General features: G+C 72.9%; 18 protein-coding genes. 10 read left to right on the top strand and 8 right to left on the bottom strand.

The features are described 5' to 3' along the window. The first annotated feature begins 51 nt into the window (after window positions 1–51). From BLW85_RS17870 to BLW85_RS17860, 3 genes are all read left to right on the top strand, one after another. Window positions 52–897 (top strand): TIGR03619 family F420-dependent LLM class oxidoreductase, encoded by an 846-nt coding sequence (locus tag BLW85_RS17870; RefSeq protein WP_074992580.1) that lies wholly within the window; start codon window positions 52–54, stop codon window positions 895–897. Between the two features lie 40 nt (window positions 898–937). After that, window positions 938–3,523, top strand: a complete 2,586-nt coding sequence (locus BLW85_RS17865; RefSeq protein WP_074992579.1) for a bifunctional FO biosynthesis protein CofGH — start codon at window positions 938–940, stop codon at window positions 3,521–3,523. A gap of 89 nt (window positions 3,524–3,612) precedes the next feature. Continuing rightward, the gene (locus BLW85_RS17860; RefSeq protein ID WP_070023842.1) at window positions 3,613–4,179 is read left to right on the top strand and encodes a hypothetical protein; all 567 of its coding nucleotides are present in this window, start codon (window positions 3,613–3,615) and stop codon (window positions 4,177–4,179) included. 4 nt (window positions 4,180–4,183) lie between these two features. Here the strand turns inward: BLW85_RS17860 and BLW85_RS17855 are convergent, their stop codons facing one another. Further along, window positions 4,184–4,696, bottom strand: coding sequence for a DUF2165 domain-containing protein (locus BLW85_RS17855; RefSeq protein ID WP_177329894.1), 513 nt, complete (start codon window positions 4,694–4,696; stop codon window positions 4,184–4,186). A gap of 120 nt (window positions 4,697–4,816) precedes the next feature. On the opposite strand from BLW85_RS17855, the gene BLW85_RS17850 reads away from it, so the two are divergent. Further along, complete coding sequence (locus BLW85_RS17850) at window positions 4,817–5,824, top strand: DUF2804 domain-containing protein (RefSeq protein WP_074992578.1); 1,008 nt, start codon at window positions 4,817–4,819, stop codon at window positions 5,822–5,824. Between the two features lie 18 nt (window positions 5,825–5,842). On the opposite strand, the gene BLW85_RS17845 is transcribed toward BLW85_RS17850, so the two are convergent. After that, window positions 5,843–6,892: an alpha/beta fold hydrolase gene (locus BLW85_RS17845; RefSeq protein WP_074992577.1), complete on the bottom strand. Its 1,050-nt coding sequence runs from the start codon at window positions 6,890–6,892 to the stop codon at window positions 5,843–5,845. 110 nt (window positions 6,893–7,002) lie between these two features. Here BLW85_RS17845 and BLW85_RS17840 point away from each other — a divergent pair, with 110 nt between their 5' ends. Together BLW85_RS17840 and BLW85_RS17835 are read left to right on the top strand one after the other, a co-directional pair. Next, complete coding sequence (locus BLW85_RS17840) at window positions 7,003–7,746, top strand: TetR/AcrR family transcriptional regulator (protein WP_074992576.1); 744 nt, start codon at window positions 7,003–7,005, stop codon at window positions 7,744–7,746. A gap of 94 nt (window positions 7,747–7,840) precedes the next feature. Further along, entirely contained in the window at window positions 7,841–8,953 is a 1,113-nt protein-coding gene (locus tag BLW85_RS17835; RefSeq protein WP_070023830.1) for an ADP-ribosylglycohydrolase family protein, read from the top strand. A gap of 15 nt (window positions 8,954–8,968) precedes the next feature. Here the strand turns inward: BLW85_RS17835 and BLW85_RS17830 are convergent, their stop codons facing one another. Both BLW85_RS17830 and BLW85_RS17825 read right to left on the bottom strand, forming a co-directional pair. Further along, window positions 8,969–10,945 carry an MFS transporter gene (locus BLW85_RS17830; RefSeq protein ID WP_208624856.1) on the bottom strand — a complete coding sequence of 659 codons (1,977 nt, stop codon included), beginning with the start codon at window positions 10,943–10,945 and terminating at the stop codon, window positions 8,969–8,971. Between the two features lie 206 nt (window positions 10,946–11,151). Then, on the bottom strand, window positions 11,152–13,716 hold the full coding sequence (locus tag BLW85_RS17825; protein ID WP_074992575.1) for a D-alanyl-D-alanine carboxypeptidase family protein: 2,565 nt from the start codon (window positions 13,714–13,716) through the stop codon (window positions 11,152–11,154). 181 nt (window positions 13,717–13,897) lie between these two features. Between BLW85_RS17825 and BLW85_RS17820 the strand changes: the two genes are divergently transcribed. From BLW85_RS17820 to BLW85_RS17810, 3 genes are all read left to right on the top strand, one after another. Continuing rightward, window positions 13,898–14,653: a GOLPH3/VPS74 family protein gene (locus BLW85_RS17820; RefSeq protein WP_070023826.1), complete on the top strand. Its 756-nt coding sequence runs from the start codon at window positions 13,898–13,900 to the stop codon at window positions 14,651–14,653. Window positions 14,654–14,907: 254 nt separating this feature from the next. Continuing rightward, window positions 14,908–15,765: a helix-turn-helix domain-containing protein gene (locus tag BLW85_RS17815; RefSeq protein WP_074992574.1), complete on the top strand. Its 858-nt coding sequence runs from the start codon at window positions 14,908–14,910 to the stop codon at window positions 15,763–15,765. Between the two features lie 188 nt (window positions 15,766–15,953). Then, window positions 15,954–16,145, top strand: a complete 192-nt coding sequence (locus BLW85_RS17810; protein WP_070023822.1) for a DUF397 domain-containing protein — start codon at window positions 15,954–15,956, stop codon at window positions 16,143–16,145. Between the two features lie 110 nt (window positions 16,146–16,255). On the opposite strand, the gene BLW85_RS17805 is transcribed toward BLW85_RS17810, so the two are convergent. The 3 genes from BLW85_RS17805 to BLW85_RS17795 all read right to left on the bottom strand — a co-directional run bounded on the left by BLW85_RS17805 (window position 16,256) and on the right by BLW85_RS17795 (window position 18,690). Next, window positions 16,256–17,110: a MerR family transcriptional regulator gene (locus BLW85_RS17805; protein WP_074992573.1), complete on the bottom strand. Its 855-nt coding sequence runs from the start codon at window positions 17,108–17,110 to the stop codon at window positions 16,256–16,258. A gap of 87 nt (window positions 17,111–17,197) precedes the next feature. Beyond that, window positions 17,198–17,698 (bottom strand): glutathione peroxidase, encoded by a 501-nt coding sequence (locus BLW85_RS17800; RefSeq protein WP_070023818.1) that lies wholly within the window; start codon window positions 17,696–17,698, stop codon window positions 17,198–17,200. Further along, complete coding sequence (locus BLW85_RS17795; RefSeq protein ID WP_074992572.1) at window positions 17,695–18,690, bottom strand: winged helix-turn-helix domain-containing protein; 996 nt, start codon at window positions 18,688–18,690, stop codon at window positions 17,695–17,697. The genes BLW85_RS17800 and BLW85_RS17795 overlap by 4 nt, the downstream gene beginning before the upstream one ends. Window positions 18,691–18,774: 84 nt before the next feature. Here BLW85_RS17795 and BLW85_RS17790 point away from each other — a divergent pair, with 84 nt between their 5' ends. Then, window positions 18,775–19,980 (top strand): MFS transporter, encoded by a 1,206-nt coding sequence (locus BLW85_RS17790; RefSeq protein WP_074992571.1) that lies wholly within the window; start codon window positions 18,775–18,777, stop codon window positions 19,978–19,980. Here BLW85_RS17790 and BLW85_RS40160 read toward each other — a convergent pair. Continuing rightward, a complete protein-coding gene (locus tag BLW85_RS40160; protein WP_079172359.1) occupies window positions 19,943–22,486 on the bottom strand; it encodes an amino acid permease in 2,544 nt (847 codons plus the stop codon). The genes BLW85_RS17790 and BLW85_RS40160 overlap by 38 nt on opposite strands. Window positions 22,487–22,495: the final 9 nt, after the last annotated feature.

The raw sequence follows: 22,495 nt of genomic DNA, 5'->3' as shown, positions 1-22,495 counted from the left end.
CGTTGGAAAACAAGGGGGTTGGCAGCAGTCCCGGCTCGGTACGGATGGGACATGCGCCTCTCCGTCACGATCTTCCTCACCGACGAGACCGTCACCCCGGTCCGACTCGCCCGCGAACTCGAACAGCGCGGGTTCGCCGGCCTCTACCTCCCCGAGCACACCCACATCCCCGTGGAGCGCACCACCCCCAACCCCTCCGGCGGCGAGCTGCCGCGCGCCTACGGCCGTACCCTCGACCCCTTCGTCGCGCTCGCCCAGGCCGCCGCCGTCACCGAGCGGCTCGGCCTCGGCACCGGGGTCACGCTTCTCGCCCAGCACGATCCGATCGCGCTGGCCAAGCGGATCGCCACCCTGGACCACCTCTGCGGCGGCCGCTTCACCCTCGGCCTCGGCTACGGCTGGAACGTGGAGGAGGCGGCGGACCACGGCGTCGAGTGGCGCACCCGCAGGGAGCTGGTCCGCGACCGGCTGGCGCTGATGCGGGCGCTGTGGGAGCGGGAGCCGACGGCGTACCGGGGGACGTACGGGAGCGTGCGCGCCAGCTTCGCCCACCCCAAGCCGGCCCAGCCGCCGCGCGGACCGGTCACCGGCCCGCGCACCCTGCTCGGCGGGGTGCCCTCGGCCACGGTGTTCGCGCAGCTCGCCGAGTACGCCGACGGCTGGCTGCCCATCGGCGGCCGGGGCCTGGCCGAGGCCCTGCCGCGGCTGCGCGCCGTCTGGGCCGACGCGGGCCGCGACCCGGCCGCCCTCCAGGTCGTGCCGTACGCCGTCCTGCCGACCGCGGGCAAACTGGAGCGGTTCGCCTCACTGGGCGTCCGCGAGGTGGTGGCGCAACTGCCGTCGGCGGGGGAGCGGGAGGTGCTGCGGACGCTGGACGAGCACGCGAGCTTCCTGTAGCCCCGGCCACCGGTGATCACCGCGAACGTATCGTGGAGATATGACGACTTCCGCGACCTCCGGAACCGGCCCCACCGAGAACTCCATGCGTCGCGCCCTCAAACGCGCCCGGGACGGCGTCGCCCTCGACGTCGCCGAGGCGGCGGTGCTGCTCCAGGCGCGCGGCGAGGCGCTGACCGACCTCGCCGCGTCCGCCGCCCGGGTGCGCGACGCGGGGCTCGAACAAGCGGGCCGGCCCGGTGTCATCACGTACTCGAAGAGCGTCTTCATCCCCCTCACCCGGCTGTGCCGGGACAAGTGCCACTACTGCACCTTCGTCACCGTCCCCGGCAAGCTGCGCCGCGCCGGGCACGGCATGTTCATGTCCCCGGACGAGGTGCTGGACATCGCCCGCAAGGGCGCGGCCCTCGGCTGCAAGGAAGCCCTGATCACCCTCGGCGACAAGCCGGAGGACCGCTGGCCGGAGGCGCGCGAGTGGCTGGACGCGCACGGCTACGACGACACCATCGCCTACGTCCGCGCCATCTCCATCCGCATCCTGGAGGAGACCGGACTGCTGCCCCACCTCAATCCGGGCGTCATGAGCTGGACCGACTTCCAGCGGCTGAAGCCGGTCGCGCCGAGCATGGGCATGATGCTGGAGACCACCGCGACCCGCCTGTGGTCCGAGCCCGGCGGCCCGCACCACGGCTCCCCCGACAAGGAACCGGCCGTACGGCTGCGGGTCCTGGAGGACGCGGGCCGCTCGTCGGTGCCCTTCACCTCCGGGCTGCTGATCGGCATCGGGGAGACGTACGAGGAGCGCGCGGAGTCGCTCTTCGCGCTGCGCAAGGTCTCCCGCGCCTACCACGGCATCCAGGAACTGATCATCCAGAACTTCCGCGCCAAGCCGGACACGGCGATGCGCGGCATGCCGGACGCCGAACTGGACGAGCTGGTCGCCACGGTGGCCGTCGCCCGGCACATCATGGGCCCCGCTGCCTGTCTCCAGGCCCCGCCGAACCTGGTCGACTCCGAGTACGAGCGGCTGATCGGCGCCGGCATCGACGACTGGGGCGGGGTCTCCCCGCTGACCATCGACCACGTCAACCCCGAGCGCCCCTGGCCGCAGATCGAGGAGCTGGCCGAGCGCTCCCGGGCGGCCGGCTTCGAACTGCGCGAACGCCTCTGCGTCTACCCGGAGTTCGTCCGGCGCGGCGAGCCCTGGCTGGACCCGCGGCTGCGCCCGCACGTCGCCGCGCTGGCCGACCCGGAGACCGGGCTCGCCCTCCCCGACGCGCTGCCCGCGGGGCTGCCGTGGCAGGAGCCGGAGGACACCTTCACGCCCACGGGCCGTACCGATCTGCACCGCACCATCGACACCGAGGGCCGGACGGCCGACCGCCGCGAGGACTACGACGAGGTGTACGGCGACTGGGAGGCGCTGCGCGAGGCGGCGGCCCCCGGCATGGCGCCGGAGCGCATCGACACCGACGTGCGGCAGGCGCTGCGCACGGCCGCCGACGACCCGACCCGGCTGACCGACGCCGAGGCGCTGGCGCTGCTGCACGCGGACGGGCGGGCGCTGGACGCGCTGTGCCGGATCGCCGACGACGTGCGCAGGTCGGCGGTCGGCGACGACGTGACGTACATCGTCACCCGCAACATCAACTTCACCAACGTCTGCTACACCGGCTGCCGCTTCTGCGCCTTCGCGCAGCGCCGCACCGACGCCGACGCCTACACCCTCTCCCTGGAGCAGGTGGCCGACCGCGCCCAGCAGGCGTGGGACGTCGGCGCGGTCGAGGTGTGCATGCAGGGCGGCATCCACCCCGACCTGCCCGGTACGGCGTACTTCGACATCGCGAAGGCGGTCAAGGAGCGCGTCCCCGGCATGCATGTGCACGCCTTCTCCCCGATGGAGGTCGTGAACGGCGCCACCCGCACCGGCATGTCCGTCCGGGAGTGGCTGACGGCGGCCAAGGAGGCGGGTCTGGACACCATCCCCGGCACCGCCGCCGAGATCCTGGACGACGAGGTCCGCTGGGTCCTCACCAAGGGCAAGCTGCCGACGGCCACCTGGATCGAGGTCGTGAAGACCGCCCACGAACTGGGCATCCGTTCCTCCTCCACGATGATGTACGGCCATGTCGACCAGCCCCGGCACTGGCTCGGCCACCTGCGCACCCTGGCCGGCATCCAGCGGGAGACCGGCGGCTTCACCGAGTTCGTCACCCTGCCCTTCATCCACACCAACGCGCCCGTCTACCTGGCCGGCATCGCCCGCCCCGGCCCGACCACCCGCGACAACCGGGCGGTCACGGCCATGGCTCGCCTGCTGCTGCACCCCTGGATCCCCAACATCCAGACAAGCTGGGTGAAACTGGGCACCGAGGGGGCGGCGGAGATGCTCCGCTCCGGCGCCAACGACCTGGGCGGCACCCTGATGGAGGAGACGATCTCGCGGATGGCGGGCTCGTCGTACGGCTCGTACAAGTCGGTCCGTGACCTGGTGGCCGTGGCCGAGGCGGCCGGCCGCCCGGCGAAGCCCCGCGACACGCTCTACGGCGAGGTGCCCGAGGAGCGCCGACGCGCGGCGGCGGCCTCCGACGGCCACCTCCCGGAGCTGCTGCCGGTGCTCGACTGAGCTGCCGGTACTCGGCCGGGGGCGGACTGAGTACGATGATCCGACCCCCGGTCCGAGTGGGGGACCCATAGCGGAGGAGATGCGTACCCGTGGCTGCCCGACTGCCCTCCTGGGCCTGGGTCACCGGTCTGACGGTGGGGGCGACCGTGGCCGTCGTCGCGCTCGCCGTACAGGCGGACCACGGGCCGCACCCCACGGCCGCGACCGTCAAGCCGAGCACCACGGCGTCGGCGAGCACCCACGGCTCGGCCAAGCCGAAGCCTCCGGCGGGCCCGCCCGCGCTGCCGGACGAGTCGGGGCAGGGCCGCCGGATCGTGTACTCGCTCACGGAGAAGCGGGTGTGGCTGGTCGACGCGACCGGCAGGGCGGGCCGCAGCTTCGCGGTGTGGCCGGGCACGGTGAACCCCGAGCCCGGCCGCTACTCGATCACACTGCGCACCCAGTCCATCAAGGGCTCGGACGGCGTCCAGATCGAGCACGTCATGTACTTCACCAAGGTGGAGGGCGTGAACATAGCCTTCTCCAACGCCCTGGACGGCGCCTCGCCGCCCCCGGCCAACGGCCAGAAGCTGGGCGGCATCCGCATGCACAAGGAGGACGGCGCCGCCCTGTGGGCCTTCGGGGATCAGGGCACGAGCGTGACGGTCGTCAAGTAGCCGGTCAGGCGGCGGACTCCTTCCCGCCCGGCAGATGGTTGACGATCAACGCCACCCCGCTGAGCAGGAAGACGCGGGTGGCGGAATCCTCCCCGTTCCACGCCTTCGCCTGCCACATCGCGAACCACTCGCCGCCGATCGCGATGAACCCGGCGCCGAAGAGCAGCAGCAGCATCAGCAGCCCGTACGTCGAGATGCGCCGCGCGAACGCGTCGTCGCGCCGCGCCGCCCACAGGTACGTCCCCCAGATCAGGACCAGCGCGGCCACCGTCTCCCACGCGATGATCAGGACGTACGCGGTGTCCTGGAGCGCGCTGCTGGTGATCGCGCGCCACATCAGATCGTGGTCCTTGAACGTCGAATCCATCGCCAGCACATGCCGCACGAACTGCTGGTTCGTCCCGAAGTCCGTGATGTTGCCGAACGCGACGAGGGTGATGTAGAGCGCGAGTATCCCGGTGAGTACACCGGCCGCCAGTCTGAGGCCGGAGTGCCGGGTGTTGTCAGTGGTGATCATGGCTGGATTCTCCCCGACGAACTCGACGCTCTCCTATACGCATTGAGCCAGAATGGAGCCGGGTGACCCGCCGCCGCCCGACGGTTGACCCCTGACCACGCCCTCGGCAAACTACCCGGCATGTCCAGCCCCCACCGTCTCGTCGAGGACGGTGTCCGCCGCTGGGGCCGCCTGCCAAAGCGGCCCGTCGTCGCCGACCCGCTCGCCGCGTACACGGGTCTCACCCGCCGCCTGAAGCGCCTGCGGCTCAAGGAATGGGTCGGCTTCACGCTGCTGCATCCCGACTGGTACTCCTCCCTGATCGTCCAGGACGCGCACTACCTCGCCGGCTCCGAGATCTACGCCTACGACCGGGCGGGCGGAGTGCTCCACCAGCACGCGGCCAACGCGCCGGGCGGCAGCCCGACGCTGCCCGCCGAACTCCTGGACGGCGTCTGCCGTTTCGAACGGGACGGCTACCGGATCGTCTACGCCTTCCACGCGCCGTCCGCGCGGCACCGGATCGAGGTGGACATCGCAGCGACACCGAAGGCCCCTGCCATCCGCGGCGAACTGGAACTCGACGCCGGGGCGGCCACGGCACCGCTCTCGGTGAGCTCCCGGCTGCCGGGCGGCAGCATGTACACGTACAAGGCCGCGTTCCCCGCCCGCGGCGTCCTGCGCGTCGGGGACGCGCAGATCGTCTTCGACCCGGCCCGCGACCTGGCGGTACTCGACGAGCACCGCTCACTGCTGCCGTACCGGACCCGATGGCTCTGGGGCACCTTCGCGACCCCCACCGACGCCGGCCCGGTCGGGGCCAACTTCGCGGCCCGGCCGGAACTGCCCGGTGAGCCCGAGGAGTCCGCCCTGTGGACACCGGGCCGGTGCGAACCCCTCGGCGACGTGTCCTTCCGGCCCGACTCCACCGACTCGTCGGCCGCCTGGCACATCACCTCCCGGGACGGCCGCCTCGACGTCGTCTTCCAGCCGGAGGGCCGCAAGTCGGTGAAACACGACCTCGGCCTCTTCGCCATCGACTACTACCAGCTCTTCGGCCGTTACCGCGGCGTACTGCGCGGCACGGACGGCGACTTCGAGATCAAGGACGTGCACGGGGTCTGCGAGAGCATGAGGGCGCGTCTGTAGTGGCCGTCGCCGTACCGCTCACCTTCGCCCGTGGCCGACGGCCCCCACGCTTCCGGCTTCCCCCGTCACCACCGGCCGCACCCTCGTCAGCAGCAGGTCGAGGAAGTGGTCCGGGTGGCGGAAGGAGGCGAAGTGGGAGGCATCGGGGATGAGGGCGAAGTCCTTGACCGGGGCGGTGAGGGCGTCGTGGAAGCGGCGGGCCGGGGCCGGTGGGGTGAGGACGTCGTCGGCGCCCTGGAAGAGGAAGACGGGGAGGTCGAACGCGGTGCCCTCGGCGTATTCGTCCAACGGCATGGCCTGCGGGCCGAGTTGTTCGGAGAAGGTCATGCCCTTCAGGTAGGCGCGCAGGTCGCGCAGGGTGTGGAGGGGGGAGAACCAGAGGGAGCGGACGACGACCGTCTTCATGGTGTCGTAGGTCAGCGGGTCGGTCGTGACCACGGTCTTCGCGTAGCGGGACCACTCCTCGGGGGACCAGGTGGTGCGGTCCGGGCCGAGCGCGGTGAGCCGGGACAGCGGCTTGCGCCTGCCCGACCGGCGCAGGCGGGTGAGCAGGGCGTCGTAGGCGGAACTGTCCCGGCCGCCCGCGATGATGTTCTGGTCCGTGCCGACGTACGCCGAGTAGCGCTCGGGGTGGTCCCGGGCCAGGCGGAGGCCGGTGACGGTGCCGAAGCTGTTGGCGAGCAGCAGCACCTTCGGCACGCCGAGGCGGGCGCGGATGTGGTCGGTGAGTTCGAGGGCGTCCGCGTAGAGGCGGGACAGGGTCAACTCGCCCTGGCCTGACGGGCCGTGGGCCGAGAAGGTCTTGCCGGCGCCGCGCATGTCCCAGCGGACGATCGTGAAGTGGCGTTCCCAGGCGCGGGTGCGCGGGATGTGGATCAGGTTGGAGGCGCCGGGGCCGCCGTGGATCTCCAGGATCACCGGGTTGGACCGGTCCTCGCCGCGGACCGAGACCCACTGGTCGATGCCGCCGATGGGGACGAACGAGGATTCGTCGATGCCGTGCGGGGTGGTGATGCGCAGGGTCTTGGCGAGGGCGCGGCGCCTGAGGGCGCGATAGGTCAGCAGCACAGTGTTCCCCCTAAACTGTTTATGCCATCAGCTGTTGCGGTGGGTTTACGGTATATACAGTTGGCGGGCGGGGTCAACCGCCTTGGCGGGCAAGGGATGCGGAGGGTTTCGTGGTCGTACGGAGCAAGGAGCAGCCGGACGGGGAGCGCGACCCCCGGGTGACGCTCGCGCTGCTGTGGGGCGAGCAGGAGCAGCCCACCCGCGGGCCGAAGCCGAAGCTGAACCCGCGGCGCATCGCCGCCGCCGCGGCCGAACTGGCCGATCGCGAGGGGCTGGACGCCGTCTCCATGAACAGGGTCGCCGCCGGGTTCGGCGTCTCCGCCATGGCCCTGTACCGGTACGTCCCCGGCAAGACCGAACTGGTCGAGCTGATGGTGGAGTCGGTGCTGGGGGAGGGGCCCGATCTGTCGGGGGTCCGGGAGGGGGACTGGCGGGCCGGCGTCCGGGAGTGGACCCGCCAGTGCGCGCGCGTCTACGACGCCCATCCCTGGCTGCTCGCCGCCACCGCGATGCGCCGCCGGCTCCTCGGCCCCGGCCAGCTGGGCTGGCTGGACGCGGCACTCGCCGTACTGGAGCCGACCGGGCTTGACGGCATCCGGCGGCACCACACCTTCCTGCTGCTGATCGGGCTCGTCCGCAATGTCGCGCAGCAGCGCGGCGACTACGAGGCGGAGCAGGACGCCGAGTGGGACCGCCTCTCCGTCGGCCTCCTCGCCCGCCACGCCGACCGGTTCCCGGCCCTCACCAAGGTGATCGCCGAGGGTGCGTTCCAGCCGGACGGCATCGATCCGCTCGAATTCGGGCTCGATCGGATTCTGGACGGGGTGGAAGCGGTCATCGACGGGCGTGAATGACCCGTGAGGGTCGCTTTGAGTCGCTGAGCGGGCCGTACCCGGTCGATTAGAGTGCCACCGTCGTACGGGCGGGCGGTGCCGGAGGAGGGTCTGGGTGGCGACGACGACCGGTGCCGTCTGGGGCCGCGCCGAGCAGCAGGACTTCCGCAGCCGGGTGCGCGGCACCCTGCTGGGCGCCGCGGTGGGCGACGCGCTGGGCGGTCCCGTCGACACGCTCACGCTGGAGGAGATCCGCGCCGCGCACGGCCCTGAGGGCCTGCTCGACCTCACCGTGGGGCACGGCCGGCGCGGTACGGTCACCCACCACACCCAGCTGACCCTGTTCACCGTGGACGGCCTGATCCGGGCCCAGGTGCGCCGCGACACCGGCGCCTGGCACCCGCCGACCGATCTGCACCGCGCGTATCTGCGCTGGGCCGCCACCCAGCGGGACTGGGGCCCCGACGAGCGTCGCGAGGAGGACGGCTGGCTGGCGCGCGAGGAGTGGCTGTACGCCCGCCGCGGGCCGACCCGGCCGCTGCTCATCGGCTTCGGCGACGACCGGATGGGCACGCTGGAGCGGCCCAAGAACCCCGGTGCGCAGGGGCCGGAGGCCGTGGCCCGCTCGGCGCCCTTCGGGCTGCTGGTCGGCTGGGAGCCCCAACTCGTCGTCCAGCTCGCCGTGGAGTGCGCGGCGCAGACCCACGGCCACCCCGTCGCCTGTCTGTCCGCGGGCGCGTACGCCGTGATCGTGCACGGCCTCGCCCGCGGCGAGAGCCTGGACGGCGCCGTCCAGCAGGCCCTCGCCCTGCTCGCCGTCCGCCCCGGCCACCAGCCGGTCTCCGACGCCCTCCAGCACGCGCTCGGCACGGTGCGGCAGGGGATGCCGAACCCGGCGCGGGTGGAGGAGCTGACGGGCGAGGGCACCGCGGACGGGCTGCTCGCGGCCGCCGTCTACTGCGCCCTGGTCGGCGAGGACGTACGGCACGGCCTGTGCCTCGCGGTCAACCAGAGCGGCCCCTCCGCCGCGGCCGGCGCCCTCACCGGCGGCCTCCTCGGCGCCCTGCACGGCGAGACCGCCCTCCCCCCGGCCTGGCTCGCCGAGCTGGAGGGCCGCCCCACGCTCCTCGAACTCGCCGACGACTTCGCCATGGAGATGACCCAGGGACCCGCCCTGCACGGGCCCGCCGGGTCGTCGCCGGGGTGGCTCGCGCGGTACCCGCGATAGCCCCGGCGGCCCGCGTCACTTCAGGGCATCGGGGCACGGCGTGCCGCGTGGCAGCTGGTACGGGGCCGCCAGGTGGTACGTGCCCGGGTGCGGGGCGATCAGCATGGTCCACTTGTCGCCGTTGGCGTCCTCGGGGGTCTCCATCAGACAGCCGTTGACGTTGCGGTACTTCTTCTCCGCGCCCGGCGCCGAGGGGACCGCCTGCGGGGCCTTCAGGCTCTTGCCGTGGGCGTCGACCACGCTGAGCCAGGGCGAGTAGGGGATCCGGATCAGGATCCGCCCGGCCTCGCGCACCTCCAGCGTCATCTCGCCCTGCTCGGCCCGGTCCACCACCGCGTTCGGCTCGGCCAGCGGCGTCGGGTCGGTCACCCGGAACAGCTGCCAGTTGGCGTCGCCCCAGATCTGCGTCAGATACGGCATCCCGCGCCGCAGCAGCTCCCGCTCGCGCTCGCCGCCGTCGCCGTCCGGGTTGTCCCGGGGCAGCACCACGAAGTGCACGGCCCACCGCTGGAGCCACTCGTGGTAGTTCGCCGAGTTGAGGGTGTCGTCGTAGAAGAGCGGGTTGCGCTCCATGTCGGCCTGCCGGTTCCAGCCGCGCGCCAGGTTGACGTACGGCGCGAGCGCGGAGGCCTCGCGGTGCGAGCGCGCCGGGACCACCTCGACGCGGCCCCGCTCGGCGCCGACCTTCTGGAGTTGGTTGACCAGCGGGGCCAGCTCGTGGGCCCAGGACGCGGCCGGGGTCGTGTGGATCATGTCGTCCACCGACTTGTAGCCGATCCAGCCGACGAAGCCGAGGAAGGCCACCACGGTCGCGTACCACTTGCGCGACCTCGGCACCGTGAACGGCAGCGCCGCGATCAGCGTCGCACCCGCGAACAGCATCGGCAGCCGCGAGATGTTCGAGCCGATCTGCGAGCTGACCACCCACACCGCCACGACCGAGACGCTGTAGACGGCCGCCGTCAGCCGGACGGTGATCCACTTCCGCGGCACCAGGAACAGGCACAGCAGGCCGTACAGCAGCGGCAGGCTCACCGAGCCGATGGTCATCGGCTGGGTGCCGGAGAAGGGGAAGAGGAAGTACGACGCGGCCACCACCGCCGCGGGAGCGAGCCCCAGCGCCCACGCGCCAGGCCGCCGCTTCTGGAGGAACAGCGCGACCGCGACCAGGCCGACGAACAGGCCGGAGACCGGCGAGGCCATGGTGGACAGGCCGGCCAGCGGGGCGGCCACCGCGGCCTTCGCCCAGCGTTTGTGCCGCCACCGGTACGGCCAGCAGAACACGGCCGCCACCGCGCCGAGCGCGAACATCGTGCCGAGCCCGAACGTCACCCGGCCCGACATCGCGTTGCACAGCAGCGCGAAGACCCCGGCGAGCGAGGCCCACAGCGGGTTCCGCACCGCCCGGCTGCGGATCAGGATCAGCGTCAGCAGGCCCGCCGACACCGTCCCGGAGATCATCATCGTCGTACGGACGCCGAGGACGGCCATCAGGTACGGCGAGACCACGCTGTACGACACCGGGTGCATGCCCCCGTACCAGGCGAGGTTGTACGCCGAGTCCGGGTGCCGGCCGACGAACTCCGCCCAGGCGTCCTGCGCCGCGAGATCGCCGCCGCTGTTCGCGAACGTGAAGAACCAGACGATGTGCAGGACGCCCGCGAGCGCGGTGACCCACAGGACCGGGTGGCGCAGCATACGGGCGCGCAGGGGGTCCAGGGGTGCGAGGAGGCGCGCGAGGGCGCTCCCCGGCCGGGTGGCGCCGTTCGAGGGCGCTCCGGCGCCGCCGTCCGCGCCCGTACCGCCGTCCTTGCCCGTGCCGGGGCCCGTGCCGCCGTCCGCTCCGGCACGGGCGTCCGCTCCGGTGCGGTCCCGCGCCCGGTCACGTCTGTGCGCGCCGGTGTCCGCGTCAGGCGTGGACAGGCGTATTCGTGGGCCGGATCCCGGGCCCGGTTCGGCGTCGTCGGCGCGTGTCGGCTCCGCAGTGGCCACCTGAAGGCACTCCCCGTGTCCCGTCTTCTGTTCTCGGCCGTTTCCTTCGGTGTCCCCGGCCGCTTCTCGTCCAGTTCGCGGCCCTGTCCCGGGAACCGGCGACCTGCCCCGATTCGTGACGCTAGCACGCACCCCGCCACGGGGCTCCCGGGTGGGGCGCCGTGACGGGGTGCGTGGGCGGGTTGTGGGGTGGTGCGGTGGCGTGCTCAGCTCAGACGGGTGAGCTTCGCGCCGAAGCCCGGCTCGGTCAGGTCCCGGGCGAGGGCCACCGGGACCTTCACCCCGGCCGTCGTGCCGTCGCCCACGGTGAGCGTGCCGACCTCGGTGCCGGCCTTCGCCGTGTGCGGGACGGTGCCGGAGCTGAAGGACAGGTTGACCTTCAGGCCGGACCAGCCGACCGCGGTGACGTCCCGGGTGACCACGATCGGGGTGTGGCCGCCGAGCCGGTCGTCCACGTAGCCGACCACGTCGCCCTTCTTCAGGATCTGCGCCGAGGTCAGCGCGTGCTCGGCGCCCAGCAGCGCCGTCTTGCTGACCTCGTTGACCGTGTCCAGGATCGAGGGCTTGTGCTGGCCGAGGATCGCGCCGACGACGGTGACCGTCTGCCCGCCGACCTTCTTGCGGGCGGCGAACAGCAGGTTGCCGCCGGCCGCGGTGGTGGTGCCGGTCTTGATGCCGATCGCGCCGACCCAGTAGGGCAGCGAGTTGTAGTTCGGCCAGTTGTGACCGGTCGGGTCGGTCCAGCTGGCGGCGCTGGTGATGGCGACCAGGGCCGGCTGCTTGACCACCGCGCGGCCGAGCCGCACCTGGTCGTGGGCGGTGGAGACGGTGGTCTCCTTCAGGCCCGAGGGGTCGGTGTACGTCGTACCGGTCATCCCCAGCTCCTTGGCGGTGGCGTTCATCTTCTTCACGAACGCCGCCTCCGAGCCCGCGTCCCAGCGGGCCAGCAGCCGGGCGATGTTGTTGGCGGAGGGGATCATGACGGCCGACAGGGCCTGCTTCTCGGTGAGGGAGTCACCGGCCTTGACGGTGTTGAGGGTGGACTCGCCGCTCTTGTTGTAGCCGCCCTCCTTCTCCGCCGTCGGGTCCACCTTGATCTTCGGGCCCTCCTGGCCCGGCTTGAGCGGGTGGTCGCGCAGGATGATGTACGCGGTCATGGTCTTGGCGACCGAGCCGATGGCGACGGGCGTCTGCTTGCCGAAGTCGCCCATGGTGCCGAGGCCGTCCACGTCCATCCAGCCCTGGCCCTCGTTCGGCCACGGCAGGTTCACCCGGCCGCCGTCGAAGGTGTAGCTGTCCTTCCCGGTGAGCGCGAGGGTCGGGGACGGGAGCGGGCGCAGGGTCTGTACGACCGCGAAGATGATCACCAGCAGCAGCACCAGCGGGGTCCAGATCTTGACCCTCCGCAGGAGGGTGCGGACCGGGGTCTCCGGAGGCGGCGGCGTGTTGGTCAGCTCGGCGAGGAGGTCCAGCGGCGGCTTCGGGGGCAGCGGCTGCTGGGTGGTGCGCTCGGGGCCGACCTGGGGGACGGCGGTGGTCTTCTCGTCGGCGGGCTTCGCCTTCGCCTTGACGTCGTCCCTCAGCGCGACGAACTTGCTGGTGCGCTCGGCGTCGGTCTCGGCGGGCCGGTCCTTGCCGCCGACCTTGAGCATGGTGGTGGGCTGGTCGACCTGGCCCGGCTTCGGCTTGACGGCCTTGAAGGCGGTGGTCGGCTGGTCGACGCCCGCGGCGGGGGCGGGCGCGGCCTTGGCGGCGGCCTCGGCCTGCTTCGCGCCCGCACCGCCCGCGGCCGGCTTCTGCGGCTCCTTGCCGCCGTCGTCGTCGCCGTCACCGTCGGAGTCGGCGTCGTCCTCGGCCTCGGCGGGGCTCGCCTCGGCGCCCGCGTCCGCGTCGTCGTCCTGGGCGCCGCTCTTGGCGCCGCTCTTGGTGTCGGCGGCGGTGTCCGCGTCCGCGCCGGCCTTCGCGGCGTCGTTCTTCGCGTCGGCGTCGGCGTCGGCGTCGGTGCTCGCCTTCACGTCCGCGTCGTCGTCCTCGGCAGTGCCCGCCGCGTCCGCCTCTGCCGCCTTCCCGTCGCCGTGCTCGGCCTCCTGGCCACCGACGGGCTTCGCGTCCTTCGCGTCCTTCGCGTCCTTCGGGTCCTTCGCGTCCTTCGAGTCCGTCGCGTCCTTGGACTCCGCCTCGGCCCCGGCCTCGGCCTCCGCGCCGGACTCGTCGCCCGCGTCCTCCTCCGACGCGGCGTCAGCGTCCTTCGCGGCCCCGGCACTCGGAGCCGTCGCGCCCTTCTGGCCGGCGTCCGCCTCCGCGTCGTCGTCCTCGGCCCCGGCGCCCGCCTGCGCCGCACCCTCGGCTTCCTGGGGCCCGTCGGTGTCCTTCCCGGACCCCTTCCCGTCCTCCGCGGCCTCGTCCGCGTCCTTGGCGGCAGCCTCGTCCGCGTCCTTCCCGGACGCTTCCGCCTCGTCCGCGCCCTGCGCGCCCGCGCCCGCGTCCTCCCCGGCCCCGTCCGCGTCCCGGACCCACGAGGAGACCGCGCGGTTCAGCGCGGTGTCCTCTTCGAGCGGCTCGGCGGCGCGGACCGAGAGGATCTTCGTCGCGGTGTCCGCGCTGCCGTTCGAGGAATCCTTTTCTCGGGCTTCTCCGGCTTCCCGGGCGACCGCGAGGCGCGGATCACGCGCCTCGGGAACCGAACCCGCGCTCCCCGACGTCGCTCCTGCCGACGACTGACGCTGCTTCGACCTGTCGGGGGACTCGCCCGCCACCGATGCCTCCTCCATGCGCCGCACGCCTACGCGCGCGCCCTGTCCGAACCATGTACCAGTGTCCTGTGTGAGGGCTTGGCCCCTGTGGTAGACGAGAACGACATACCTACCGGTTCCCTCACGAACCGGTCACGCACCCTCGACAGACCAATGTGAGAGGGGTCACCCTGTCATTCATCCACGCGGGGAGGCATGGATGGGCAGGAGCCGCAGAACACTTCCGGAGGAGCTTCTGCTGCTGGCACTGGACCCGGCCACGGGTACCACTGCGCAGCCGCAGTCGCTCGACCTCGGTCTGGCCGGTGCACAGCTAGTGGAGCTGGCGCTGGCCGGACGGATAGCCCCAGACGGGGATCGTATCGCCGTGGTGGTGCCACGGCCGACAGGAGATCCAACTCTGGACTGCGCGTTGGAGTTGCTGCGAAGGCGCGGCGCTCCGGTACGCGCCGTCCACTGGATCGGCGGGCCCCGGCTGGGGCTGCGCCAGACGTACCTCTCGCACCTGGAGCGGTGCGGCATGGTCGCCGCCGTGCCCGGCCAGATGTGCGGGGTGCTGCCGACGACGCGGTACCAGGCGACCGACACCGCCATCAGCCGGGAGATCCGTGCCCGGCTGGACTCCGCGATCCGCACCGGCGTACCGCCGGACCCGCGGACCGCGGCGCTCGCCGCCCTGGCGCACGCCGTCGGGCTGGGCAAGCACCTGTACCCGGGGAACGAGGGCCGATCGTCCCGCTCCCGGCTGCGGGACCTGATCCGGCACGACCCGATGGGCGGGCTCGTCGCGCACGCCGTGATGGACGTGCAGAACGGCGCGGCCGCGCCGCCGCGCCGCGGCCCGGTCGCACCGGGCCGGCCGGCCGCGCCCGGTGCCCGCTCCGCGCCCGAACCCGCGCACGGGGTGCCGATGCAGCCGCGCCACGGTTCCATGGCGCGCGCCGTGGCGCACTGAGGCCGTAACGCCCGCGCCCACGAACCCGGTTCGGGAGCCGCCCGGCCGGGCGGGGTGGCGGGACCCCTGTGGTCCCGTCCCCCGCCCGGCCGCGATCCCGTCCCCGGCGCACCTCGCGAACTGACGCCCGAACCGACGCGTACACGTGCCGCATATCCAGCATTTCCCAGCGATGGCAAGCGCGTTGGTGGCAATCTGCTCAGCAGCAGATACGGAAAGTGTCAGTACAGGCAGCAGCCGGAGGTGCACGTCCTGTGGCGTCCAATGTCAATCCCACCGTCAGGCGGCGCCGGCTGGGCCAGGAGCTGCGCAGACTGCGCGAGCAGAAGGGCATGACGGCCGAGGAGGTCGCCGAGCGCCTGCTCGTGTCGCAGTCGAAGATCAGCCGCCTGGAGAACGGCCGCCGCAGCATCAGCCAGCGCGACGTGCGCGATCTGTGCGGGGTCTACGAGGTCGAGGACCAGCGGATCGTCGACTCGCTGATGGAGATGGCCCGGGACTCCCGGCAGCAGGGCTGGTGGCACACCTTCGGGGACATCCCGTACAGCGTCTACATCGGCCTGGAGACCGACGCCGAGTCGCTGCGGGTCTACGAACCCCAGATCGTGACCGGCCTGTTGCAGACCCCGGCCTACGCCGAGGCGCTGGTGCGCGGCGCGCTGCCGGAGACGTCGAGCGCGGAGATCGAGAAGCGCGTCCGGGTGCGCATGCGCCGCCAGGACCGGATCAAGGACCCCGCCAACCCGCTGCGCCTGTGGGTGGTGCTGGACGAGGCGGCGCTGCACCGGGTCGTCGGCAGCAGGCTGGTGATGCGCGAACAGCTGGAGCGGCTGCTGGAACTGGCGGACCTGCCCCATGTCACCGTGCAGGTGCTGCCGTTCGAGGTGGGCGCCCACCCGGGACTCAACGGCCAGTACGCGATCTTGGAGTTCACCGACACGGCCGACTCCAGCGGGGTCTACCTGGAGGGCGTCACCAGCGACCTCTATCTGGAGAAGGCGCAGGACGTGCAGAAGTACGCGGTGATGTACGAGCACCTGCGGGCGCAGTCCCTCAACGTGGAGGCGTCCCGGCAGCTCATCGACAGGATGGCGAAGGAGTACGCGCAGTAGCCCCCGCCACGGAGGGCGCGTGATCCTACACGGTGAGTGCGCCTGTGTGGAAGGAAGCACTGGAATATGCCATCCGGTCGAGTGAACGGCCCCTCCCGTCCCGGGAGTTGCCCGGTAGCGTCGATCACGCCAATCGGTCATCGCGGTTGGCGCGAACCGCACTACGCAACTCGCACACAGGAGTGGACATGGCATTGATTCAGGGCGCTTCCGAGACGTGGATGAAGTCCTCCTACTCCGCGGGCAACGGCGCCTGCGTGGAGGTCAAGTCGCCCGCCACGGCCGAGCTCGCCGTCCGCGACTCCAAGGTCACCGAGGGCCCGGTCCTGGCCTTCCCCGCCGACGCGTGGAACGCCTTCGTGGCCTCGGTGAAGGCGTAAGGGGCTCGCCCCTGACCCTCGCTGCCGAGCACGACAACCGCACATGCACCACCCAAGAGCCCTCTCGACCAGTCGCCGTCCTTGCCGAGAGGGCTCGCTCGTGCTCCGGCTCAGCGGGCCCGCACCGGGAACGCCACGTCACACACCGGGTCCTCGGGTCCCGCCGCCGCCCAGTCCGCGAAGTAGACCTCGCGGCAGGAGCCGGCCGTCTCCAGGCCCTCCCGGGCCAGCCACTCCTCGACCGCCTCGAACGCGGCGAGGATCTGCGGATGCGCCACCTGCGCCTTGGTGATCCGGGTGTACGCCAGCCGGGCCGCCGGCTCCACCCGCACCCGGGTCTCCCGGGCCCGGCCCCGCCGCTCCACCCAGGCCCGCGCCGCCGCCTCGTCGGCCACCGGCACACAGGTCTCGGCGGGCCCGTCGCTCTCCATCGACACCTCGGCGTGGTAGACGACGAACGGCGCCCCGGCGACACCCCCGCACTCCCGGGCGGCCGCCTCCAGCCGGCCCAGCGAGGCGCCGATCCAGGCCGGCAGCTCGTCCGCCAGCGTGTGCCGCGTCTCGGTGATCACCACCTGCGCCGGCACGTCCACCGTCTCGATCACGAACTTCCCGTACATCTCGGAGCTCCTCCCCGACAGTCGTCCACGGAGGTACTCGACGAGGGTCCGCTGCCCGGCCACCCGGGACTCCACGTCCGCCCAGTAGGCGGCCAGCAGCCCGGCCGCCTCGGCGCCCTCGGCCCCGACCACCTCGGCGATCCGGGCCAGCGGCATGTCCAGCTGCCGCAACAGGGCTACCAGCCGCGCGCGTTCGACCTGGTCGGCGCGGTAGTAGCGGTAGCCGCTCGCCTCGTCGACGTACGCCGGGGCGAGCAGACCGAGCCGGTCGTACAGCCGCAGGGCCTTCGCGGACAGCCGGGCCCGCGCGGCGAACGCACCGATGGTGAGCGGTTCCTCGTGCACCGTGTCATCCTCCGTCGCCGGGCGGGTTCCTTCCCGCCCGGCGACAGGGACGCTCCGCCCTGCCCCAGGGGCAAGGTCAAGGGGCGGTCAGCCGAGCTGCGCCTCGATCGCGGCGACGACCTCCGCCGACTCCGGCTCGGTCTGCGGCGAGAACCGGGCGACGACCTCGCCGTCCCGGCCGATCAGGAACTTCTCGAAGTTCCAGCGGATGTCGCCGCTGTGGCCCTCGGCGTCCGCGAAGCCGACGAGGCGCTGGTACAGCGGGTGCCGGCCCTCGCCGTTCACCTCCACCTTCTCGGTGAGCGGGAAGGTCACGCCGTACGTCGCCGAACAGAACTCGGCGATCTCCTCGGCCGTGCCGGGCTCCTGCCCGAGGAACTGGTTGCACGGCACGCCGAGCACGGTGAAGCCGCGTTCGGCGTACCGCTCCTGGAGCTTCTCCAGGCCGGTGTACTGCGGGGTCAGGCCGCACTTGGAGGCCACGTTCACGATCAGCACGGCCTTGCCCGCGTACTGCGGCAGGTTCGCGGCGCCGCCGGTGAGGGCGCCGATCTCGACATCGAGCACGGTGTGGTCAGCAGTCGTCATGGGCGTGATGGTATGCGCCCCGCGCCCGAAGCGGCGGCGTCCACCAGCACGTCCCCCGCCGCCGTACGGCCGTACAGCACCGCCCGCCCGGCCCGCCGCCGCGTCACCAGCCCCGCCTCGCGCAGCACCTTCAGATGGCGGCCCACCGAGCCCAGCCCCTGCCCGGTCAACGCCGTCAGCTGGGTGGTGGTCAGCGGGGAGTCGAGGAGCACCAGGACGCCCGCGCGGGCCGGCCCGAGGAGCGCGCCGAGGCCCGCCGGGACGGCCCGGTCGCCGGTGCCGGCGAGCACCCCGGCGCAGGGGTAGATCACCGCGTACCGCTCGCCGTCGTCCCAGGACACCCAGCCGTGCCGCTGCGGGGTCACCGGGACGAAGACCATCTCGGCGCCGGATATCTCGCGGGGCGGGTATTCGTGCGGATTGATCTGGAACCGGTTCTGCCCGAGCCACCGGGTGCGGCCCGGCCGCAGCGAGTCCAGCACGCTCGCCCAGCCGGCCCGGCCGGCCTGCGCCGTCCGCGCCAGCACGTCCGCCTCCAGCACCCGCCGCTGCCGCGCCCAGCACGGCCGTACGGTCTCCTCCCACACCCACTCCAGCAGGGCGGCCGCCCGCTCGGGCAGGTCGTCGCGGTCCAGCGCGGCGGGCAGCGGCCCGGCGAGGGCGGTCCGCAGATGCGCCCGGGCCAGCTCCGGCGCGACCGAACGCACCCGGGCCACCTCGCGCGCGAACTCCTCGCCCGCGCGCGGCGTCGGCGTCAGGAAGTCCGCGATCCACTCCCGGCCCAGCCCCGCCCGCACCAGCCGGCCCGTCACCGGCTCGGCCGCCAGCAGGGCGCGGTAGCCGGGCAGGTGCTCGCGCAGCCACTCCCGCTCCCCGGGATGAGCCGCGTCGCCCGCGTGCAGCAGCTTCAGCCGCGCGAACGTCTCCGCGAGCGGCGAGATGACGAACCTGCTGCGCGCGAGCGTGTCCGCGTTGAGTTGCCACCAGCCCACGGTCCCCCCCGGTGCCTGTCGTCGGCCTTTCGCGCTGCCGCGAAACACTAACCGGCCCGCGCCCGCCCGCCCGAGACTCCCGGTATGCCCAGCTACAGATCCCTGTTCCGCACCCCGGAGTTCACCCCGCTCTTCCTCGGTACGGCCGCGCAGACTGCCGCCCAGACCGTCGGCGGGCTCGCCCTCGGCACCCTCGTCTACCGGGCCACCGGCTCCCCGCTGCTGTCGGCGGTGAGCATGTTCGGCCCCTCGCTCGCCCAAGTCCTCGGCGCCACCGTCCTGTTGTCCGGCGCCGACCGGCTGCCGCCGCGTACGGCCCTGTCGGCGATCGCGCTCGTCTTCGCGGCCGGCACGGCGCTCCAGGCGCTGCCGGGACTGCCGGTCGGCGCGGTCTTCGCGCTGCTGCTGGTGCTGGGCCTGGTGGCCTCGCTGGGCGGCGGGGTCCGCTGGGGACTGCTCAACGAGATCCTCACCAAGGACGGCTATCTGCCCGGGCGTTCGCTGTTCAACATGATGGGCGGCCTGACGCAGATCGCCGGGTTCGCCACCGGCGGCGCGCTGCTGGCCGCGCTTTCGCCCCGCGTGTGCCTCCTCCTGTCGGCGGCCCTGTACCTGGCGGCGGCGGCCGTCCAGCGCCTCGGCCTCTCCGCCCGCCCGCCCCGCACCGCGGGCCGCCCGTCCGCCGCGGCCACCTGGCGCGCCAACACCGAGCTGTGGTCGTCCCGTTCGCGCCGCCTCACCTATCTGGGCCTGTGGATTCCCAACGGCCTGGTGGTCGGCTGCGAGTCCCTGTACGTGTCGTACGCCCCGCACGCCGCCGGGACCCTGTTCGCCTGCGGGGCGTTCGGGATGTTCGCCGGGGACGTGACGGTGGGCCGGCTGCTGCCGCCCCGGGTGCGGCGCGGGCTCGCCACGCCGCTGCTGCTCGTCCTCGCGGTGCCGTACCTGGCGTTCGGCGCGCACCCCTCGCCGCCGGTCGCGGCGGTGTGCGTGACCATCGCCTCCGTCGGCTTCGGCGCGAGCCTCGTGCAGCAGGAGCTGCTGATGGAGCTGACCCCGGGCGAACTCGCCGGGCAGGCACTCGGGCTGCACTCCTCCGGGATGCTGACCATGCAGGGCGTGAGCGCGGCCCTGGCCGGCGCGGTGGCGCAGCTGACCTCGCCCGCCACCGGGATGGCGGTGATGGCGGCGGGCTCGGTGTGCGTGACACTGGCGCTGGCCGCGGCGGGCCGCCGTACCCGCCTGGACGCGCCTATGCGGGCGGCGGCAGCGACTGCTCGGCCCAGATGACCTTGCCGGTGGGCGTGTAGCGGGTGCCCCAGCGGTGGGTCATCTGGGCGATGATGTACAGCCCCCGGCCCCCCTCGTCGTCGCTCGCCGCGTGCCGCAGGTTCGGGGTGGTGTGCCCGGTGTCGGAGACCTCGCAGGTCAGGGTGCGGTCGCGGATCAGGCGCACCTGGATGGGGCCGCCGACGTAACGGATGGCGTTGGTGACGAGTTCGCTGACGATGAGCTCGGTGGTGAACGCCAGCTCGGCCAGGCCCCAGTCGTCCAGCTGCTTGCTCACACTGCCGCGCAGCGCGGCCACCGCGGCGGGATCGGCGGCCGGCTCCCACTGGGCGAGCCGGGTGCGGTCGAGCAGCCGGGTACGGGCCAGGAGCAGCGTCGCGTCCTCGTCCACCGCCCCCGGCAGCAGGGCGCCCACCGCCCGCTCGCACAACTGGTCCAGCGGCACCCGCCGGTCGGCGAGGACGTCGGCGAGCCGCCGTACCCCCGCGTCCTGCCGGTCGGCCGCCTGGAGCAGGCCGCCGGTGTACAGGGCCAGCAGGGTGCCCGGGGCGAGCCGCAGCTCGGTGGTCCGGTACGGCAGGCCGCCGACGCCGAGCGGCGGCCCCGGCGGCACGTCGAGGCCCCGGGCCACCCCCGTGTCCCCGTCCACGGCCACCGGCGGCGGACCGCCCGCCCGCGCCATGCTGCACCAGCCGGAGACGGGGTCGTACACCGCGTACAGGCAGGTCACCATGGACTCGTCGGCGGGCGGCGGGGTGCGGCCCGGGACGTGCCCCGGCGCGGGGGCGCGTTCGCGTGCGCTCTGCTCGGCGAGGTCGTCCAGCCGGGTGAGGACCTCGTCCGGGGACAGGTCGAGCCGGGCGAGGACCCGCAGGCCGGTGCGCAGCCGGCCCATGGTGGCGGCGGCGGGCAGCCCGTGCCCGAGCACGTCCCCGACGACCAGCCCCACCCGGGCGCCGGACAGCGGGATCACGTCGTACCAGTCGCCGCCCACCCCCGAGCCGTTGTCGGCGGGCAGATAGCGGCTCGCCGTGTCGCAGCCCGTCTGCGGCAGCAGCCTGCCCGGCAGCAGGCTGCGCTGGAGCTTGAGGGCTGCGCTGTGGCCCCGGGTGACCACCGGCAGCAGCAGGAAGCCGACCAGCAGCGCGCCGAGCCCGAGGACGGTCACCCCGCCGGTCGGCCCGATCAGCGGCAGGTCGACGGTGCCGGCGCCGTATCCCGGCCGGGCGTACACGCCGAAGGCGGCGTACAGGAACAGCGCGGCCATGATCAGCCCGCCGAGCCCCGGCATCAGGCCCTTGCAGATCAGGTCCCGGGGGCTGCGGGTGAGGACCTTGCGGTGGTGCCAGAGGCAGGCGAACCCGGTCAGCCCGTACTGGAACGCGATCGCGAGGCCCACCGAGTCGACCGTGTCGGCGAGCACGTGGTGACTGAACGACGTCAGCAGCACCAGCAGCGCGACGGAGGCGGCGCCCATGCCGAGCGTGGCCCAGGTGGGGGTGAGGAACCGGCGGTGCACCCGCGCGAACCGGGCCGGCACCGCCTTGTGCACCGCCATCGAGAAAACGGTCCTGGCCATCGGCAGGATGGTGGTCTGTGCGGAGGCCAGCGCCGAGGTCAGCACCATCAAAATCAGCAGCCGGGCCAGCAGCAGCCCCGCGTCGTGACTGCCGAAGACGGCCTCGCCGAGCCCCGAGAGCACATCGTCCGAACGGTCCGCGTTGCCGAGCCCGATGCCGGTGGAACCGACGCCCGCGAACGCCTGCGCCGAGGTGGCGACCAGCCCGTACAGGACCAGCAGCAGCATGGGGGACAGGACCGCGGCGCGCCCGGGGACGCGGGTGCTGTCCACGGTCTCCTCGTTGACCGACACGGCGGTGTCCCAGCCCCAGTAGATGAAGACGCCCGCGAGCAGCCCCGAGGTCAGGGCGCGGGCGGAGGACACCTCGAAGGGGTTGAACCAGGAGGCGGAGACATGGATCGCGGTCGGCGGCGGATCACCGTACACCCGCACCAGTGCGGCGACGGCGAACAGCAGCAGCACGGCGACCTCCAGGCACAGCAGCCAGCGCTGTACGACGGCGGAGACGTGGATGCCGACGTAGCAGATCCCGGTGAGCACACCGATCCACACGATCCCGGCGACGGTGACCCACAGCCGGCTCGCGCCGAGTTCCCGCAGGCCCACCAGCCGGTATCCGTAGGCACCGGCGACCGTGGCCAGGTTCGCCATGACGATGATGTTGGCGACGATCAGCCCCCACCCGCCCATCCACCCGGTGCGCGGCCCGAAGGCCCTGGTCGCCCAGGTGAAGGTGGTGCCGCAGTCCGCGTTGCCGGCGTTCAGCTCCCGGAAGGCGTACGCGATCAGCAGCATCGGCACGAACGCCAGCATGGTCACGACCGGCGCCTGCGGCCCGACCCTCGCCACGATGATCCCCAGCGTGGCCGCGAGGCTGTACGCCGGTCCGGCCGACGCCAGCGCCATGGCGACCGAGGAGAACATCCCCAGGGA

Origin of the sequence: Streptomyces misionensis (assembly GCF_900104815.1) — a bacterium.
GTDB classification, from domain to species: Bacteria; Actinomycetota; Actinomycetes; order Streptomycetales; family Streptomycetaceae; genus Streptomyces; species Streptomyces misionensis.
This window is presented reverse-complemented; position numbering and strand designations above follow the sequence as displayed.